This window comes from Serratia sp. CY43202, assembly GCF_052168755.1.
Classification (GTDB): domain Bacteria; phylum Pseudomonadota; class Gammaproteobacteria; order Enterobacterales; family Enterobacteriaceae; genus Serratia; species Serratia bockelmannii.
In genome coordinates this window covers 128,125-145,331 of sequence record NZ_JBJNMB010000011.1, presented here as the reverse complement: position 1 = coordinate 145,331, position 17,207 = coordinate 128,125, and the positions used below count along the sequence as shown (strand labels likewise).

The following is a 17,207-nucleotide window of genomic DNA, read 5'->3' as shown; positions in this document are numbered from 1 at the left end:
AGAGGTCTATGCCATTATGAAACCGCTAACCGCACAGGCGCGACAGCAGGCGGCCGCCTGGGCCGTGAGTCTGGCCGAAGGGGCGCTGCCGGCCGATCGGCGGCGAGCGTTGGACGCCTGGCTGGCCGCCGATCCGCAGCATCCGGCGGCGCTGCGTCAGGCTCGCCTGCTGTGGACGACGCTTGGGCAACTGCCGCCTGAGCAGCGGCAGGCGTTACAACCGCAGGTGGCGGCGCTGAAAACGCCCTCTCGCCATCGATGGCCCCGCTGGGCGGTGGCAGCGGCGGTGGCGCTCGCCGTTTCGTTCGGCGTTTATCGCGGGCCGGATCTGTGGATCGGCCTGCAGGCCGATTATCAAACCGTTCGCGGTGAGGTGCGCGAAGTTGCTTTGCCGGACGGCAGCCGGGTGGCGCTGGACAGCGGCAGCGCGATCGCGCTGGCGTATTCCGCAGATGAGCGCAAGGTGCGGCTGCTGAGCGGCGCCGCCTATTTTATCGTCGCGCCGTTGGGCGGGGCGGAAAGCCGTCCGTTCAGGGTGGAAGCGAAAAACGGCGTCACCCAGGCGCTGGGCACCGAGTTCAGCGTGGCGCGCACTGAACAGGGCGTCGACGTCAGCGTGCATCAGCACAGCGTGCGGGTGACGCTTGAGCGCGGCGAGCGCTCGCTGGTGGTCGCGCAACGCCAGGCGGCGCATTACCGCAACGGGCAGCTGCAGCTGACGCGGCAAACGGCCGGCGATGACGCTTGGCGACGCGGCTGGCTGGTGATCGACCGCCAACCGCTGACGCAGGCGCTCGCGCAGCTCAACCGCTATCGCGGGACCCGCATCGTGGCGGTCAATCCCGCGCTAAGAACGCGCACCGTGAGCGGTGTGTTCGCGCTCAATAAACTCGACGACGGTGTCGGCGCCATTCGTCAGGAACTCTCCGCCCGCCAGCTGAATCTCCCCGGCATCACGCTGCTTTACTGAGCGGCCAAGGCGGGCCGGGATGCCCGCTTCGCCGTTATTTTCACTTTCTGTAAAAAATCTTTACGGGTTTTTGCCTCCCGGAACGTCCTTATGTTTAAACGAGATTGATTTCCATTATCACTTAGTTTGGCATTCTTTCGGGTGGAACACACACGCATGCTTATTCACAAGGGAACCACGCCGGCCGGCCGATTGGCCACGGCGGTACGCGCCGCGCTGGCGGCGATGATGTTGACTCAGCCGGCTGTGGCGCTCGCCGTCCAGGCTGAGGCGAACGGCGCGCAGGCCGCACAGCAAAAGAATTTCAACATTGCGGCGCAGCCGCTGCAGAGCGCCATGTTGCGCTTCGCCGAGCAGGCCGGCATGCAGGTGTTTTTTGACGAGGTGAAACTCGACGGCATGCAGGCGGCGGCGCTGAACGGCAGCATGAGCGTTGAACAGGGCCTGCGGCGCTTGATCGGCGGCAATCCGGTGGCTTTCCGCCTGCAGCCGCAGGGGCAAATCGTATTGAGCCGGCTGCCGACGGCGAACGGCGACGGTGGCGCGCTGGCGTTGGACAGCCTGACGGTGCTGGGTGCCAGCGGCATCAACGCCAACGATTGGGTTTACGACGAACCGCGCTCGGTCAGCGTCATCAGCCGCGAACAGATGGACAACCGCCCGGCGCGACACGCGGCCGATATTCTGGAGCAGACTACGGGAGCCTATTCCAGCGTCAGCCAGCAAGATCCTGCGCTGTCGGTCAACATCCGCGGCATACAAGACTATGGCCGGGTGAACATGAATATCGACGGCATGCGGCAGAATTTTCAAAAGAGCGGCCATGGCCAGCGTAATGGCACCATGTACATCGATTCCGAACTGCTGTCCGGCGTGACTATCGACAAGGGCACCACCGGCGGCATGGGCAGCGCCGGCACGCTCGGCGGCATTGCCACCTTCAATACCGTCAGCGCGAGCGATTTCCTGGCGCCGGGCAAAGAGCTGGGCGGCAAGCTGCACGCCAGCACCGGCGATAACGGCACCCACTTCATCGGCAGCGGCGTACTGGCATTGGGCAACGAAACCGGCGATATCCTGCTGGCCGCCAGCGAACGCCACCTCGGCGACTATTGGCCCGGCAACAAGGGCGATATCGGTAACATTCGCATCAATAACGACACCGGCAATTACGATCGCTACGCCGAGAGCATCAAGAACAACAAAATCCCCGACACAAATTACCGTATGCACTCGCGGCTGGCCAAGGTGGGCTGGAATCTGCCCGCCAACCAACGCCTGCAGCTGAGCTATCTGCAGACCCAGACCGCGTCGCCGATCGCCGGCACGTTGACCAACCTGGGCACCCGCCCGCCCTATGAACTGGGCTGGAAGCGCACCGGTTACAGCGACGTGATGGCGCGCAACGCGGCGTTTGATTACAGCCTGGCGCCGGAAGACGTCGACTGGCTCGATTTTCAGGCCAAGCTGTATTACGTCGATACTCAGGATGACAGCGATACTTACAGCACCAGCTCGCTGCTGGACAACGGCTACGCGACGCGTACCCGCCTGCGTACCTACGGCGCGCAGGCGCAAAATACCTCGCGCTTCAGCCTGGCGCCGGGGCATGACTTCCGCGCCAACTACGGGCTGGAGTTTTATTACGACAAGGCAACCAGCGACTCTTCCCGCCAAGGCATGGAAGGGGTGACGCCGGCCGGCAACCGTTCGGTCGCCAGCCTGTTCGCCAACCTGACCTACGACTACGACGGCTGGCTGACGTTGGAGGGAGGGCTGCGTTACGACCGCTATCGCCTGCGCGGCCAGACCGGCCTGAGCTATCCGGATTTGGCCAAGGATGGGCAACGCTACACGATTGACAATCCTTGCAAAGCGTTGCGTCTGACCGGCTGTTCAACCACGACCCGCGAAGATTGGGACGTGGATCGCGATCAGGGCAAGCTGTCGCCAACGCTGGCGGTGGCGGTGCGTCCCGGCGTGGAGTGGCTGGAGCTGTATTCCACCTACGGCAAATCCTGGCGGCCGCCGGCGATCACCGAAACGCTGACCAACGGCAGCGCGCACAGTTCATCCACGCAATACCCCAACCCGTTCCTGCAGCCCGAGCGCTCGCGCGCCTGGGAAGTCGGGTTCAATGTGCAGCAGCCGGATCTGTGGTTTGAGGGCGATCGGTTGGTGGCGAAGGTGGCCTACTTCGATACCAAAGTGGATAACTACATCAACCTGGCGATAGACCGCAATAAACCGGGGCTGGTGCAGCCGAGCATCGGCAATGCTGCTTACGTCAACAACCTGTCGAAAACCCGCTTCCGCGGGCTGGAGTACCAGCTCAACTATGACGCCGGGGTGTTCTACGCCGACCTGACCTATACCCACATGATCGGCAAAAACGAGTTCTGCTCGAACAAGGCCTGGTTGGGAGGGCGTCTGCGCTACGGCGATGGATCGCGCCGCGGCAACTTCTATGTTGAGCCGGATGCCGCTTCCAATGACTTCGTCACGTGTGACGGGGGGACGCAGTTCGGCTCCGCCGCCTACCTGCCAGGCGATCGCGGTTCGGTGACGCTGGGCGGCCGCGCCTTCGATCGCAAGCTGGACGCCGGGGTGACCGTGCGCTTTGCGCCGGGCTATCAGGACAGTTCGGTGCCGTCCAATTACCCGTACCTGGCCGACTGGCCGAAGTACACCCTGTTCGATCTGTACGCCAGCTACAAGCTGACCGACAGCCTGACGCTGCGCGGCTCGGTGGAGAACCTGACTAACCGCGCCTATGTCGTTAGCTACGGCGAGACGCTGGCCAATACCCTCGGGCGCGGCCGCACCGTGCAGGGCGGGGTGGAATACCGTTTTTAAGCAGTAAAAGGGCGTTGCTCATCCTTGAGCACAAGGGCCGCCTCGCAAGGGGCGCCGTTCATCAATGGAGATAGAGAAATGGCATTTTCAGTCAATTATGACAGCAGCTTCGGCGGTTACAGCATTCATGACTATCTGGGCCAGTGGGCTTCGACATTCGGTGATGTCAATCACACCAACGGCAATGTCACCGACGCCAACAGCGGCGGCTTCTATGGCGGCAGCCTGTCCGGCAGTCAGTATGCCATCAGCAGCACGGCAAACCAGGTGACCGCCTTCGTGGCGGGCGGCAATCTGACCTACACGCTGTTCGAAGAACCAGCACACACCCTGTACGGTCAGTTGGATTCGCTGTCGTTCGGCGACGGTTTGAGCGGCGGCGATACATCGCCGTACAGCATTCAGGTGCCTGACGTCAGCTTCGGCGGCCTGGATCTCAGCAGCCTGCGCGGCGAAGGCCACGATGGCGTGGTGCACCAGGTGGTGTACGGCCTGATGTCCGGCGATACCGGCGCGCTGGAGACCGCGCTGAACGGCATCCTCGACGACTACGGCCTGAGCGTCAATTCCACCTTCGATCAGGTGGCGGCGGCGACGGCGGTGGGCGTGCAGCACGCCGACAGCCCGGAACTGCTGGCGGCCTGATTGCGGCTGTTTGCCCGCCGGCGCCGTGCGCCCCGGCGGGCATTTTCTCGTTTTTAGCCGATGGAAAACGCCATGAAAAACGCCGTCAGGCGCGGAGAAGTGATGAGCGTGCTGGCCGCATACCGGCGCGGATTTTGGGGCATCGCGCTGTTTACCGCGGTGATCAACCTGTTGATGCTGGCCCCGGCGCTGTACATGCTGCAGGTCTACGATCGCGTGTTGCCGTCGGGCAACCGCATGACGCTGGCGATGCTGACCCTGATGGTGGTCGGCCTTTACCTGTTTATGGGGCTGCTGGAGTGGGTGCGCAGCCAGGTGGTGATCCGCCTCGGCGCCCAGATGGATATGCGCCTGAATCAGCGGGTCTACGACGCCGCCTTCGAAACCAATCTGAAAACCGGCAACCCGCTGGCGGGGCAGGCGCTGAACGATCTGACCAACCTGCGCCAATTTGCCACCGGCAATGCGCTGTTCGCCTTTTTCGATGCCCCCTGGTTCCCGGTTTATCTGCTGGTGGTGTTTCTGCTCCACCCCTGGCTTGGCGCGTTGGCCAGCGCCGGGGTAATCGTGCTGGTGCTGCTGGCCTGGCTCAACCAGCGAGTGTCGCAAGCGCCGCTCGCGGAGGCTGGCCGGGTCGCGCTGAGCGCCACGCAGCAGGCCAACGGCAACCTGCGCAACGCCGAAGCCATTGCCGCCATGGGGATGCTGACCGACTTGCGCCTGCGTTGGTTGCGGCAGCATCAGCAGTTCCTGCTGTTGCAGAACCGCGCCAGCGAGAAAATCGCCGCCGTCACCGCCTGGTCGAAAACCGTGCGGCTGGCGCTGCAGTCGCTGATGTTGGGCTGCGGCGCGCTGCTGGCGGTCAACGGCGACATTACGCCGGGCATGATGATCGCCGGATCGATCCTGATCGGCAGGGTGCTGGGGCCGATCGATCAGCTGATCGGCGCCTGGAAGCAGTGGTCGTCGGCGCGCCAGTCTCTGCAGCGGCTGGAGGTGATGCTGGCCGCCAACCCGCCGCAGGCGGCGAGCCTGCCGCTGCCGGCCCCCAATGGCACCTTGACCGTGAATCAGCTGGCCGCCAGCGCGCCCGGCGGGAGCGCACCGGTATTGCACGGCGTCAGTTTTCGTCTGGAGGCCGGTGAGGTGCTGGGCGTCATTGGCGCATCCGGCTCGGGCAAAACGCTGCTGATGCGCCAACTGGTCGGCGCGCTGACGCCGCTCAGCGGCGACGTGCGGCTGGACGGCGCGGATATCCGGCAGTGGGATAAACAGCAGCTGGGGCCGCATATCGGCTACTTGCCACAGGATATCCAGCTGTTCGCCGGTACCCTAACGGAAAACATCGCCCGCTTTGGCCAGGTTGACGCCGAGAAGGTGGTGGCCGCGGCCGCGCTGGCCGGCGTGCACCAATTGATACTGCATTTGCCCAAAGGGTATGAAACTGAGCTGGGTGAGGGCGGCAGCGGCCTGTCCGGCGGCCAGCGTCAGCGGGTGGCGCTGGCGCGCGCGCTGTACGGTTCTCCGGCGTTGGTAGTGCTGGATGAACCGAATGCCAACCTCGATCGTGAAGGGGAAGAGGCGCTGCAGCGGGCGATCGAAGCGTTGAAGGCGCGCGGTACCACCATCGTGTTGGTGACCCACAAACCGGCGATCCTGGCGACCACCGACAAATTGCTGGTGCTGGCCGCCGGCCAGGTGCAGCACTTCGGCCCCAGCGACGCCATCCTGAAGAAACTGCCTGGTTTTGCGCCTGCAGCCGTACCGGCCAACGTCGGCCGCAGCAGCGGCGGCTTCAACGTCAACTACGCCAACTTTGCCAAAACGGCCAGCGGTGAACGAAAAGTATGAGCAATCAGAGTGTGATCCCCGGCGATATCGACGCCCTTTCCCGACAGTTCGACGAAGGGCGCCATCTGCGGCTCGGCGGCTGGCTGGTGCTGTTGGGGTTTGGCGGCTTCCTGCTGTGGGGGCTGTTGGCGCCGCTGGACAAAGGCGTGCCGGTTTCCGGCAGCGTGGTGGTGGCCGGCAACCGTAAGGCGGTGCAGCACCCGAGCGGCGGCGTAGTGTCGCAAATTCAAGTGCATGAAGGCGACCGGGTTCGCGCCGGGCAGGTGCTGTTGCTGATGGATACCGTCGACAGCCGCACCCAGCGCGATGCGCTGCGCAGCCAGCAGTTGAGCAACGCCGCGCAGCGGGCGCGGCTGCAGGCCGAACGCGACGGCCTGCAGGCGATCGCTTTCCCGGCATTGCTGCAGGCGCGGCGGGAGGAGCCAGAGGTGATGTCGTTGATGCTGCTGCAGCAGCAGCTGTTCACCAGCCGCCGAGCGGCGCTGCAGAGTGAGCTGGCGGCGATCGCGGAGAGCATTGCCGGATCGCAGGCGATGCTGGAAGGGATCCGTCAGTCTTACGCCAGCAAGCAACGGCAAAAGGCCATGTTGCAGGAGCAGCTGAGCGGTATGCGCAAACTGGCTGCGCAGGGGTATGTGGCGCGCAATCGGCTGCTGGATCTGGAAGGGCAGCATGCGCAGATCGACGGCCAGGCGTCCGAGGACACCGGGAATATCGGCCGCCTGGGCCGCCAAATACTGGAGCTGAAGCTGCGGGCGATCCAGCGGCGGGAAGAGTATCAGAAAGAGGTCAGTAGCCAGCTGGCCGAGGTGCGGATGAAGCTGGACGAACTGGATAACCGCCTGGCCAAGGCGGAGGCCGATCTGGGTCATACGCAGGTGAAAGCGCCGGTGGCGGGCACCGTGGTGGGGCTGAGCGTGTTCACCGAAGGTGGCGTGATCGGCGCCGGTCAGCAACTGATGGAGATCGTGCCCAGCGATCGGGGGCTGCAGGTGGAGGCGCGTATCCCGGTCGAGCTGATCGACAAGGTGCAGGTGGGATTGCCGGTCGAGCTGTTGTTCTCGGCGTTTAACCAAAGCACCACGCCGCGCGTCGAGGGCGAGGTGACGCTGGTCGGGGCCGATCGCCTGACCGACGAGAAAAGCGGCGCGCCCTATTACAGCGTGCGCGCCAAGGTCAGCGAAGCGGGGCTGCAACGCCTGAACGGGTTGGAGATCCGCCCGGGGATGCCGGTCGAAGGCTTCATCCGCACCGGCGAGCGTTCGATGATGAACTACCTGTTCAAACCGCTGACCGATCGCCTTCATCTGGCGCTGACGGAAGAGTGAGCATGTCGGTTTCGTCGCTGCCTTTCGCCGCACCCGGTGCCGCCATGCCCTGGCGCCGCTGCCTGGTGCTGGTGCTGACGCTGCATCTGCTGGCCGCGGCGCTGCTCTGGCCCTGGCGAGACAAGGCCGCGCCGCCGTGGGTGCCACCGCCGGCGGTCATGGTGCTGATGGCCGCCGCACCGCAGGCCCCTGCCGAGGTAAAACAACCGCCGGGACAAAGGACGCCGCCGCCTCAGGTTGAACCGCCGGCACCGCCGGAACCCTTGCCGACGGTGAAGGTGCCTGAAGCCGTACGGCCGAACATCGCCGTACCGCCGAAGCAGAAAAAACCGCCCAAGCCGGTGAAGAAAAACCCCCTGCCGCGCACGCCGCCGCAGGAGAAAACGATCGCGCCGCCGAAGGTTCAGGAGCAAAGCGCCGGCGCGCCGCCGCCGGGCCGGGCGGATAAAACGGCCGCGCCGCAAACCCGCCTGATGCCCTATGCGCAAACAGGAGAGGATAGCTGGCGCAGCCGCATCAACAGCCGCCTTAATCGCTTTAAGCGTTACCCCAAAGACGCATTGCGGCTGAAGCGCCAGGGCGTCGGGCAGGTGCGTTTTACGTTGGACAGGCAGGGCCATGTGCTGGCGGTAACGCTGGTCAGCAGCGCCGGGCTGCCGTCGCTGGATCGTGAAATCCAGGCGCTGGTCAAACGCGCTTCGCCGCTGCCGACGCCGCCGGCGGACGCTTACGTCAACGGCACGGTGGAATTGACGTTGCCGATCGATTTCAGTTTACGCGGCGCGGGTTTCTGAGCCGCGGCAATATCTCCTCCTGAGAAAATCATTTTTCAGCAGCTTGTCCTGCTGTTCATTATTTTCAGAGCGTATCGTTATTTTATTCGGCGCGGATAAGTCGGCGTTCTACGCAATATTTTCATTTGAAAAGCACGAATGCCTTTTATTTTGCGGCTGACAAAAAATAAACAGCTTGACGCTGCGGAGTTCGGGTTTTAGTTTTTAATTATAAAACAGGAACTGAGTTCCATATAGTGGAACAAGGCGGATCATGACAACGCTGGAAAATGCCGCTGCGGTATTAAAACTCTTTTCTCAACAACGTGTGATGCATGGCCAACCGGGTATTGCATTCAGCGACGTGGTTGAGCAATTGGCGCTGCCGAAAAGCACGGTATCGCGCCTGCTGCAGACCATGGAAAATCAGGGCATGCTGGAGCGCGATCCCGATAGCCGGCGTTATCACATCGGCGCGCTGTTGCTGGCGGCATCCAGCCACTATCTGTCGATGCCGCTGGTGGACAACCTGGCGGCCAGTATGGCGCAGCTATGCCGCCAGACGGCCTGTACCGGCTACCTTTCGATATTGGAAGGGCAGGAGATCATGGTGATGCGCATGTTTCCCGGCCGCCACTTTTTGCAGGTGGTCACCCCGGCGGGTTACCGTTCGCCAGCGGCGGAAACCTCGGTCGGCCGGGCGATACTGGCGCGTGAAAGCGACGAGCAGGTTCGGGCGCGTTACGCCGGCGGTTACCGGGCGACTTCGCCCAATGCGCCGCAAACGTTGGATGCGCTGTTGCAGACGTTGCAGCAGGTGAGGCGTCAAGGATGGTCGCTGGCGCGCAATGAAACCTTGAACAGCATCAGTTCGCTGGCGACCGCGCTGGTGAACAAGCACGGCAGCGAGACGGTGGGGTTGTGCCTGTCCTTCCCCTCGCAGGGCGAGGAGCAGCCGTTTGTACCGGAAGTCTTGGCCGAATTAACCGCAGTCAGCCGCCAACTGGCGGAAAAATATGGCGATGATTATTGGCAGCAGATCAAATAACGCGCCTGAGCTATTGTGTTGCATCATAATTAACGAGCGCCGACACCAGGGAACTCATTAATTATATTTCACCGTATTTTATTGGTAAGAAATAGACAGGCTGAATAAGAAAATAATCACGTCGTGACACCGGTAGTTCCAAATAATGGAACTGCCGCGGCGAGCTATCGTTTGGCGTTATTTCCGCCACGCAGCAGGAAATATTCAGGGAAACCAAGCATGAAATCAAATAATCCGCTAAAAGAGGCCGGCACGCTGTTGGTCATGGCGCTACTTTCGGTGGTGGGGGCGATCATCGGCGTTCAGCTGATCACCACGCTGGGCGTGACGCCCAACACCTCGATCATCGGTGCGCTGATTGCCATGCTGTTGGCACGCATTCCGCTGAAAATGTTCCAACGCTACCGCTCGGTGCACACTCAGAACCTGGCGCAGACGGTGATCTCCTCTGCCACCTTCGGCGCGGCCAATTGTCTGCTGATGCCGATTGCGGTGCCTTACGTGATGGGGCAACCGCAGCTTATTTTACCGATGTTCTGCGGCGTGGCGGCGGCGATGTTGCTTGACGCCTATCTGCTTTATCGCCTGTTCGATACCAAAGTGTTCCCCGCCGCCAATGCCTGGCCGCCCGGCGTCGCCGCCGCGGAAGCGATTAAAGCCGGCGATCGCGGCGGCAAGCAGGCCTGGCTTTTGGTGGTGGGCGTAGGGGTAGGTATCGCCGGATCAATGCTCAAGATCCCCATGGCGGCCTTCGGCACCGCCTTTATCGGCAATATCTGGGCGCTGAGCATGTTTGGCGTCGGGTTATTGTTGCGGGCTTACGCCGATCCGGTGGCCGGTTTCGATATCAATGCCCATTTTATTCCGCACGGCGTGATGGTCGGCGCCGGCCTGGTGGCGCTGATCCAGGTTGCGCAGGTGATCCGCAGCCGCCGCGCCGATAGCGCCGGTTATACCCAACCGGACAGTGCGGTAAGCAAAGCGCTCGGCCTGGGCGCGGTCGGCTACATCGCCATCGCCGCGTTTTTGGCTCTGATCGGCGGGCTGTTCAGCGAGATGTCGCTGCCGATGTTGGCGCTGTTCGTGATATACGCGGCGTTCGCCGCTTTCGTTCATGAGCTGATCGTCGGTATCGCCGCCATGCACTCCGGCTGGTTTCCTGCGTTCGCGGTGGCGTTGATCACCCTGATCGTCGGTATCCTGATCGGTTTCCCACCGCTGGCGCTGTGCATCCTGACCGGTTTTACCGCCGCCACCGGGCCGGCCTTCGCCGACATGGGCTTTGATTTGAAAGCCGGCTTCATCCTGCGTGGCTACGGCGAGGATCTGCGACAGGAGCTGCTGGGGCGCCGCATTCAGCTGTTTGCGGCGCTGATTGCCTTCCTCATCGCCATTCCGGTGGTTTACCTCTCTTATCACAGCTATTTCCTGCAGGACCTGATCCCGCCGGTCGCGCGCGTTTACGCGAAGACCATCGAGGCCGGTGCGCAGCCGGGTATCGCCTGGAGCCTTTTGATCTGGGCGATCCCCGGTGCCGTGGTACAGCTGATCGGCGGCCCTAAGCGCCAGCTCGGCGTGTTGCTGGCAACCGGTCTGCTGATCAATAACGCCTTGGCCGGGTGGGCGGTGCTGGTGGGTATCGCGCTGCGCGTGGCGATCCTGCGCCGTTGGGGCGATCGTGGCCGCACACCGATGGAGATCATGGCGGCCGGGTTTATCGCCGGCGACGCGCTCTACAACTTCTTCAGCTCGATTTTTTCCAGCAAGGGCAAATAGCCCCTGCCGATGACATTGGTGAGGTAAAACGACCATGAGTTTGCAACAAACGCTGCAGGTTTTTGAATTGATTGATAGCGCATTCGTCAGCGGCCAGGACGTCGTCGATCTGTTTGCGCCTTACCCGGCGATCCGGGCCAGCACCTTGCGCGCCGACGGGCCGAAGGGCGGTACCGATTTCGTGCGCATCGAGATCCCCGGTAGCGCAGGCCAATTCGCTGGCGGTGCGGCGCCGACGCTGGGCATTATCGGCCGCCTGGGCGGCATCGGCGCGCGGCCGACGCGTATCGGGCTGGTATCTGACGGCGACGGCGCGATCGCCGCCATTGCCGCCGCGCTGAAGCTGGCAGAGATGCAGCGTAAGGGCGACACGCTGCCGGGCGATGTGATCGTCACCACTCATATTTGCCCGAACGCGCCGACCCGGCCGCACGATCCGGTCGATTTTATGGATTCGCCGATCGATGACGTGACGATGAACGATAATGAAGTGGTGCCGGAGGCTGACGCCATCCTGTCGATCGATACCACCAAGGGCAATCGCATCATCAACCACAAAGGCTATGCGCTGTCGCCGACGGTGAAAGAGGGCTACATCCTGCGGGTGGCGGAAGATCTGCTGCGCATCATGGAGATGACCAGCGGCCGCCCGGCGGTGACCTTCCCGATCACCACGCAGGATATCACCCCTTATGGCAACGGCGTGCATCACCTCAACAGCATCCTGCAGCCCTCGACCGCTACTGCGGCGCCGGTGGTCGGCGTGGCGATTTGCAGCGAATCGGTGGTGCCGGGCTGCGGCACCGGCGCCAGCCACGAAACGGACATCGCGCTGGTGGTCAAATTCGCGGTGGAGGTCGCCAAAGAATTTGGCCGCGGCACTTGCCGGTTCTACGATGCTGCCGAATTCGGCCAGCTGCTGGCGCTGTACGGCAGTCTGAGCCACCTGCAAAAAAGGAGATAGACCCATGACGGCTTCATTCGCCACGCTGACCCTCGGTCAGGCGCCGCGCAGCGATATCATGCCGCTGCTGTCTGCTTATCTGCCGGCGGAGCGGGTGAGGCACGTCGGTTTGCTGGACGGCCTGGATGCCGGGCAGATCGCCGAGCGTTATGCGCCGCAACAGGGCGATAAGCTGCTGGTGTCGCGCCTGTTGGACGGCACGCAGGTGACGCTCGGTGCCGCTCGCGTCGAAAGCGGGTTGCAGCAGAAGATCCGCGAGTTGGAAGCGGCGGGGTGCCAGGTGATCCTGCTGCTGTGCACCGGCGAATTCGGCCAATTGCAGGCGGAACAGGCGCTGTTGCTGGAGCCGGATCGCATTATTCCGCCGTTGATCTCCGCGATCGTCGGCGCACACCGCGTCGGCATCGTGGTGCCAATGGCGGAACAGGTTGAGCAGCAGGCGCGTAAATGGCGGCAGCTGGCGACGCCGCCGAGCTATGCCGTCGCCAGCCCCTATCTGGCAGATGATGCCGCGCTGGAGCAGGCGGCTTGCGCACTGCTGCGGCAGGGGGCGGAGGTGGTGGTGCTAGACTGCATCGGTTATCACCAGCGTCACCGCGCCTTTTTGCAGGCGCGTCTGTCGGTGCCAGTGTTGTTGTCGAACGTACTGGTCGCCAAGCTGGCTGCAGAGTTAGTCGACTGATTCAAATAGCGAAAAGTTACCGCTCGACGCGGTCTCAGGCGCTTTGCGCCCCTGGATCTCCCTGGGCTTCAGCAGCCCTGACTGCCGGTGAGAAGCCCGGCAGCGTTTTACTCTGCGCCGCGATCGCATTTCGCGCGAAAAACCAGTGACAGATCAACCGCAATCCCCCAATATGGATTTTCCATCAAGATGATTACGCGGGTGCCAGTCTATGCTGAAAGTGAATGAGTATTTTGCCGGAAAAGTGAAGTCTATCGGTTTTGACAGTAGCAGCATCGGTCTTACCAGCGTGGGCGTGATGGAAGAGGGCGAATACACCTTCTCCACCGCGCAACCGGAAGAAATGACGGTGATCACCGGGGCGCTGAAAGTGCTGCTGCCAGGGGCGCCGGACTGGCAGGTGTTTACGCCGGGTGAGAAGTTCTTCGTGCCGGGGCACAGCGAGTTCAACCTGCAGGTGGCCGACGCGACCGCCTATCTGTGCCGCTATCTGAGCAAATAAACGTTGCTCGTTAGGGGAACGCAGGGCTCAGCGGATGCTGGGCCCTGGTCGTTTCTGCGGCGGGATTAACGCTGGGCTTCGCCGCCGAGCGCTTCGATGGTGTTTTTGATCAACGCCGCCAGCTCGCTGGTCATCAGGATAAAGTCGGCGTCAAAGCGCTGGGCGAAGTCGTCGCGATCGATGTCGTCGTTCTGCTCGCGCAGCGTGTCGGCGAACTTCAGGCGCTTGAGCGAGCCGTCGTCCGACAGCATCAGCTGAATGCGCTCCTGCCAATCCACCGCCAGCTTGGTCACCAGCTTGCCGGCTTCGATATGCACCGCGATTTCGTCACTGATCAGATTCTGTTTCTTGCAGCGGATCACGCCGCCTTCTTCCAGAATCGCTTTCAATTCCGCTTCATCCTGAATGGCGAAGCCGGCCGGCATCTCGCCGGAACGCACCCATTCGGTCAGCGTCAGTTCGATCGGGCTTTCCATCGTCAGCGGCACCACCGGCAGCGAGCCGAGGCTCTTGCGCAGCAGCGCCAGCGTATCTTCGGCGCGTTTGGCACTGGCTGCATCGACCATGATCAGATCGTTGACGGTGTCGATCCACATGAAGGTCTGGTTGAAGCGGCTGAACGCGCGCGGCAGCAGGCTGTGCAGCACTTCGTCCTTCAGCGCGTCTTTCTCGGTTTTCTTCAGTTTGCGGTGTTGTTCCGCCTCCAGGCGCTCAATCTTGGCCTGCAGCTCTTGCTTGATGACCGGCGACGGCAGGATTTTCTCTTCCTTGCGCGCGCAGATGACGATCTGGCCGTTGACCGCGTGCGTCAGCGCATCGCTGTGCGAGCCCATCGGGGAGACCCAGCCAGTCTTCGCCATGTCCTGGCTGCCGCACGGCGTGAAGGCGAACGCGCTGAGTTGTTTTTCCATTTCATCCGCGTTTAACGCCACTTCGCGGCTCAAACGGTAAACCATCAAATTCTTAAACCACAGCATAATGTTATCCCTGGCTGGGCGTGCGCTCGGCACGCTGATTCGTCAAAAGCAGGGCGGCATGATAACGAATTGACGCTGAAAAATCGCCCCATTCTCTCCGAATTGCGTTGCTTTACGCACCGAGAAAGGGCGGGGTGGAGGGTGGGAAACAGGTGATTCATCTGCGCGCTTACATTAGGCTGTGGCAACGCTACGTGGCATCGAGGAGAAAAATACGTGCGCATTGGCATCGACTTGGGTGGGACGAAAATTGAAGTGATTGCGTTGGCGGACGACGGGCGGGAGCTGTTTCGCCATCGCATCGCCACGCCGCGCCATGACTATGGGCAAACCCTGGCGGCGATCGCCGGGCTGGTGAAGCTGGCGGAAGATCATACCGGCGAATTGGGATCGGTCGGGATCGGCATTCCCGGCACGCTGTCGCCGTTTACCGGGCGGGTGAAGAACGCCAACTCGGTATGGCTCAACGGCCAACCGCTGGACAAGGATCTGTCGGCGCTGCTGGCGCGCGAGGTGCGTATTGCCAACGACGCCAACTGCCTGGCGGTGTCGGAAGCTACCGACGGCGCAGGCGCTGGCGCGAAAACGGTGTTCGCGGTCATTATCGGCACCGGCTGCGGCGCCGGCGTGGCGCTGAGCGGCCAGGCGCATTCTGGCGGCAATGGCATCGCCGGCGAGTGGGGCCACAACCCGCTGCCGTGGCAGGATGACGATGAGCTGCGTTACGCTCGCGACGTGCCGTGTTACTGCGGCAAGCCGGGCTGCATCGAAACCTTTATTTCCGGCACCGGTTTCGCTACCGACTATGCGCGCCTGAGCGGCAACGCGCTGCAAGGGCATGAGATCATGGCGCTGAGCGAGCGGGGCGATGCGCTGGCGGAGCAGGCGATCGTTCGCTACGAAATGCGGTTGGCGAAATCGCTGGCGCACGTGATCAACATGCTGGATCCGGACGTGGTGGTGCTCGGCGGCGGCATGAGCAACGTGGATCGCCTGTACCGCACGGTGCCGCAGCGGGTGAAAAGTTGGGTATTTGGCGGCGAGTGTGAAACGCCGATCCGCAAGGCGGTTCACGGCGACTCCAGCGGCGTACGCGGTGCGGCCTGGCTGTGGCCGCAACAGCAGCGCTAAACGTTGCAGCAAAGCGCCAGGCTGCTCGCGCTTTAAACCCTTCCCTGTACAAAAACTGGACGGCGTTTTATGATTTAGCTAACTTAGCTAAGGAGGACGCGTATGTCGATTCAGGCCAATATGCACGAAGCCAAATCCAATCTGAGCCAGTTGGCGGACAGAGCCGCGGAGGGAGAAACCGTGATTATTGCAAAAGCAGGGAAGCCGTACGTACAGCTGGTCGCCATCAAGGGGGAAGCGCGCCGCCCTGGCGCCGCCAAGGGCAAGTTCACCGTGCCGGCGGATTTCAACGCCGAGGATGCGGCCATTGCGGCGTTGTTTGAGGGCGATGCATGAAGCGCCTGTTGCTGGATACCCACGCGTTGCTGTGGTGGCTGATCGATGACGCCTGCCTGGGCGCGAACGCCAAAAGGCAGATCGCCGATCCGGGCAATGCGGTGTACGTCAGCGCGGCCAGCATTTGGGAGATCTCGATCAAGCAGGCGCTGGGCAAACTGGCGCTGCCGGAAGATATCTTTGCGATCATCGAGGCCGAAGATTTTCTGTCGCTGCCGATGGACGCCTTTCACTGCCAACAGGCCGGGCAGTTGCCGCCCTATCATCAGGATCCTTTCGATCGCATGCTGATCGCACAGGCGCAGGCCGAAGGGCTGACGCTGGTCTCCGCCGACGCGGTGTTTCCGCAGTACGGCGTGCGGGTAGCCGACGCTCGCCGTTAAGCCGGCTTTTCCTCGCTTTCGCTGCGCACCCGTTCGATATGAATGGTCAGAAACATCATCTCTTCCGTGGTGAGCTGATGCTGATAGTGCTTTTCGATGTGGCGGTTGATCTTACCGGCGCAGGCGAATGACTCGCGGTACTTCTCTTTCACCACCTGATAGAGCGAGTCGTCGTCGCTGTCGACGTAGTTTTTCCCCAGCAGGCGCTGGGCGAAGAATTTCAAATGGGTGACGAAACGGTGGTAGCTCAGGGATTCCTCGTTGTAATCAAAGCGGAAATGGTATTTGACCAGGTTGAGGATCTCTTGCATCACGCGGGTAATATGCAGCGTGTTGTGCATCTCGTCGTTAAGCTGGGCGTTGACCAGGTGTAGGGCGATAAATCCGGCTTCGTCCTCCGGCAACGCGGTGTCCAGCCGTTGGGCGATCAGGGCCAGCGCCTCCAGCCCGACGGCGAACTCGGCCGGATAGAGCTTTTTAATCTCCCACAGCAACGCATTTTTGATATCCAGCCCTTGCGCATGGCGCTGCAGGGCGAAGTGGATGTGATCGGTCAGCGTGATGTAGACGATGTTATGCAACTTGCCCGGCAGGCGTTCGCGGGCGAGAGTAATGATCTTGTCGGCGGTGGTGACGCAGGCTAATGGGATCTCGGCGAGCAGCTCTTTATAGCGCTCGGCGGTTTCTCCGCCGTTATGGGTGAATACCTTTTCGATCAGGCTTTCGTCCAGCGTATCGCCGGGCTTCTTTTTAAAGCCGATTCCTTTTCCCATCACCACCGTCTCTTCCTGACGGTCGTCCAGCGTAATCACCACGTTATTATTGAGTATTTTAGCGATTTTCATGGTTTTTCCCGGTGTTTCAGCATCCTGAAAACGAAAAAACCTGACGCCCGGAAGCGATCCCGGGTGTCAGGTTTTGCCTGTATTTTATGTTTCTTCCCTGCGGCCCTGAGCGGCGGAGGGGATACAGTAACAATCCTATT

General features: G+C 62.0%; 16 protein-coding genes. 14 read left to right on the top strand and 2 right to left on the bottom strand.

Annotation, left to right across the window (positions count from 1 at the left end; all coding sequences use genetic code 11):
* Positions 1 to 16 precede the first annotated feature (16 nt).
* The 11 genes from ACJ8J5_RS21735 (at position 17) to ppnP (ending at position 13,395) form a co-directional block, all read left to right on the top strand.
* On the top strand, positions 17 to 970 hold the full coding sequence (locus ACJ8J5_RS21735) for a FecR family protein (protein WP_025301724.1): 954 nt from the start codon (positions 17 to 19) through the stop codon (positions 968 to 970).
* Positions 971 to 1,126: 156 nt separating this feature from the next.
* Entirely contained in the window at positions 1,127 to 3,826 is a 2,700-nt protein-coding gene (locus ACJ8J5_RS21730; RefSeq protein WP_197811595.1) for a TonB-dependent receptor, read from the top strand.
* Between the two features lie 78 nt (positions 3,827 to 3,904).
* Complete coding sequence (locus ACJ8J5_RS21725; RefSeq protein ID WP_197770070.1) at positions 3,905 to 4,471, top strand: heme acquisition protein HasA; 567 nt, start codon at positions 3,905 to 3,907, stop codon at positions 4,469 to 4,471.
* Positions 4,472 to 4,543: 72 nt separating this feature from the next.
* Positions 4,544 to 6,322: a type I secretion system permease/ATPase gene (locus ACJ8J5_RS21720; RefSeq protein ID WP_047572472.1), complete on the top strand. Its 1,779-nt coding sequence runs from the start codon at positions 4,544 to 4,546 to the stop codon at positions 6,320 to 6,322.
* Positions 6,319 to 7,650: an HlyD family type I secretion periplasmic adaptor subunit gene (locus ACJ8J5_RS21715; protein ID WP_197765244.1), complete on the top strand. Its 1,332-nt coding sequence runs from the start codon at positions 6,319 to 6,321 to the stop codon at positions 7,648 to 7,650. The genes ACJ8J5_RS21720 and ACJ8J5_RS21715 overlap by 4 nt, the downstream gene beginning before the upstream one ends.
* Positions 7,651 to 7,652: 2 nt before the next feature.
* The gene (locus tag ACJ8J5_RS21710) at positions 7,653 to 8,444 is read left to right on the top strand and encodes an energy transducer TonB (RefSeq protein ID WP_197833102.1); all 792 of its coding nucleotides are present in this window, start codon (positions 7,653 to 7,655) and stop codon (positions 8,442 to 8,444) included.
* Between the two features lie 253 nt (positions 8,445 to 8,697).
* Complete coding sequence (locus tag ACJ8J5_RS21705; protein WP_025301730.1) at positions 8,698 to 9,471, top strand: IclR family transcriptional regulator; 774 nt, start codon at positions 8,698 to 8,700, stop codon at positions 9,469 to 9,471.
* 219 nt (positions 9,472 to 9,690) lie between these two features.
* The gene (locus tag ACJ8J5_RS21700; protein ID WP_049209291.1) at positions 9,691 to 11,247 is read left to right on the top strand and encodes an OPT/YSL family transporter; all 1,557 of its coding nucleotides are present in this window, start codon (positions 9,691 to 9,693) and stop codon (positions 11,245 to 11,247) included.
* A 34-nt stretch (positions 11,248 to 11,281) separates the two neighbouring features.
* Entirely contained in the window at positions 11,282 to 12,211 is a 930-nt protein-coding gene (locus ACJ8J5_RS21695; RefSeq protein ID WP_025301732.1) for a DUF1177 domain-containing protein, read from the top strand.
* A 4-nt stretch (positions 12,212 to 12,215) separates the two neighbouring features.
* On the top strand, positions 12,216 to 12,893 hold the full coding sequence (locus ACJ8J5_RS21690; RefSeq protein WP_089195581.1) for an AroM family protein: 678 nt from the start codon (positions 12,216 to 12,218) through the stop codon (positions 12,891 to 12,893).
* A 211-nt stretch (positions 12,894 to 13,104) separates the two neighbouring features.
* Complete coding sequence (ppnP, locus tag ACJ8J5_RS21685; protein WP_004940463.1) at positions 13,105 to 13,395, top strand: pyrimidine/purine nucleoside phosphorylase; 291 nt, start codon at positions 13,105 to 13,107, stop codon at positions 13,393 to 13,395.
* Between the two features lie 65 nt (positions 13,396 to 13,460).
* Here the strand turns inward: ppnP and rdgC are convergent, their stop codons facing one another.
* Positions 13,461 to 14,372 carry a recombination-associated protein RdgC gene (rdgC, locus tag ACJ8J5_RS21680; protein ID WP_004940461.1) on the bottom strand — a complete coding sequence of 304 codons (912 nt, stop codon included), beginning with the start codon at positions 14,370 to 14,372 and terminating at the stop codon, positions 13,461 to 13,463.
* Between the two features lie 216 nt (positions 14,373 to 14,588).
* Between rdgC and mak the strand changes: the two genes are divergently transcribed.
* From mak to ACJ8J5_RS21665, 3 genes are all read left to right on the top strand, one after another.
* Positions 14,589 to 15,503: a fructokinase gene (gene mak, locus ACJ8J5_RS21675; RefSeq protein WP_025301734.1), complete on the top strand. Its 915-nt coding sequence runs from the start codon at positions 14,589 to 14,591 to the stop codon at positions 15,501 to 15,503.
* 102 nt (positions 15,504 to 15,605) lie between these two features.
* The gene (locus ACJ8J5_RS21670) at positions 15,606 to 15,839 is read left to right on the top strand and encodes a type II toxin-antitoxin system Phd/YefM family antitoxin (RefSeq protein WP_089180592.1); all 234 of its coding nucleotides are present in this window, start codon (positions 15,606 to 15,608) and stop codon (positions 15,837 to 15,839) included.
* The gene (locus ACJ8J5_RS21665) at positions 15,836 to 16,222 is read left to right on the top strand and encodes a type II toxin-antitoxin system VapC family toxin (protein WP_049206211.1); all 387 of its coding nucleotides are present in this window, start codon (positions 15,836 to 15,838) and stop codon (positions 16,220 to 16,222) included. Before ACJ8J5_RS21670 ends, ACJ8J5_RS21665 begins: the two co-directional genes overlap by 4 nt.
* Here ACJ8J5_RS21665 and licT read toward each other — a convergent pair.
* Positions 16,219 to 17,067, bottom strand: a complete 849-nt coding sequence (gene licT, locus ACJ8J5_RS21660) for a BglG family transcription antiterminator LicT (protein ID WP_043135622.1) — start codon at positions 17,065 to 17,067, stop codon at positions 16,219 to 16,221. The genes ACJ8J5_RS21665 and licT overlap by 4 nt on opposite strands.
* Between the last annotated feature and the right edge of the window lie 140 nt (positions 17,068 to 17,207).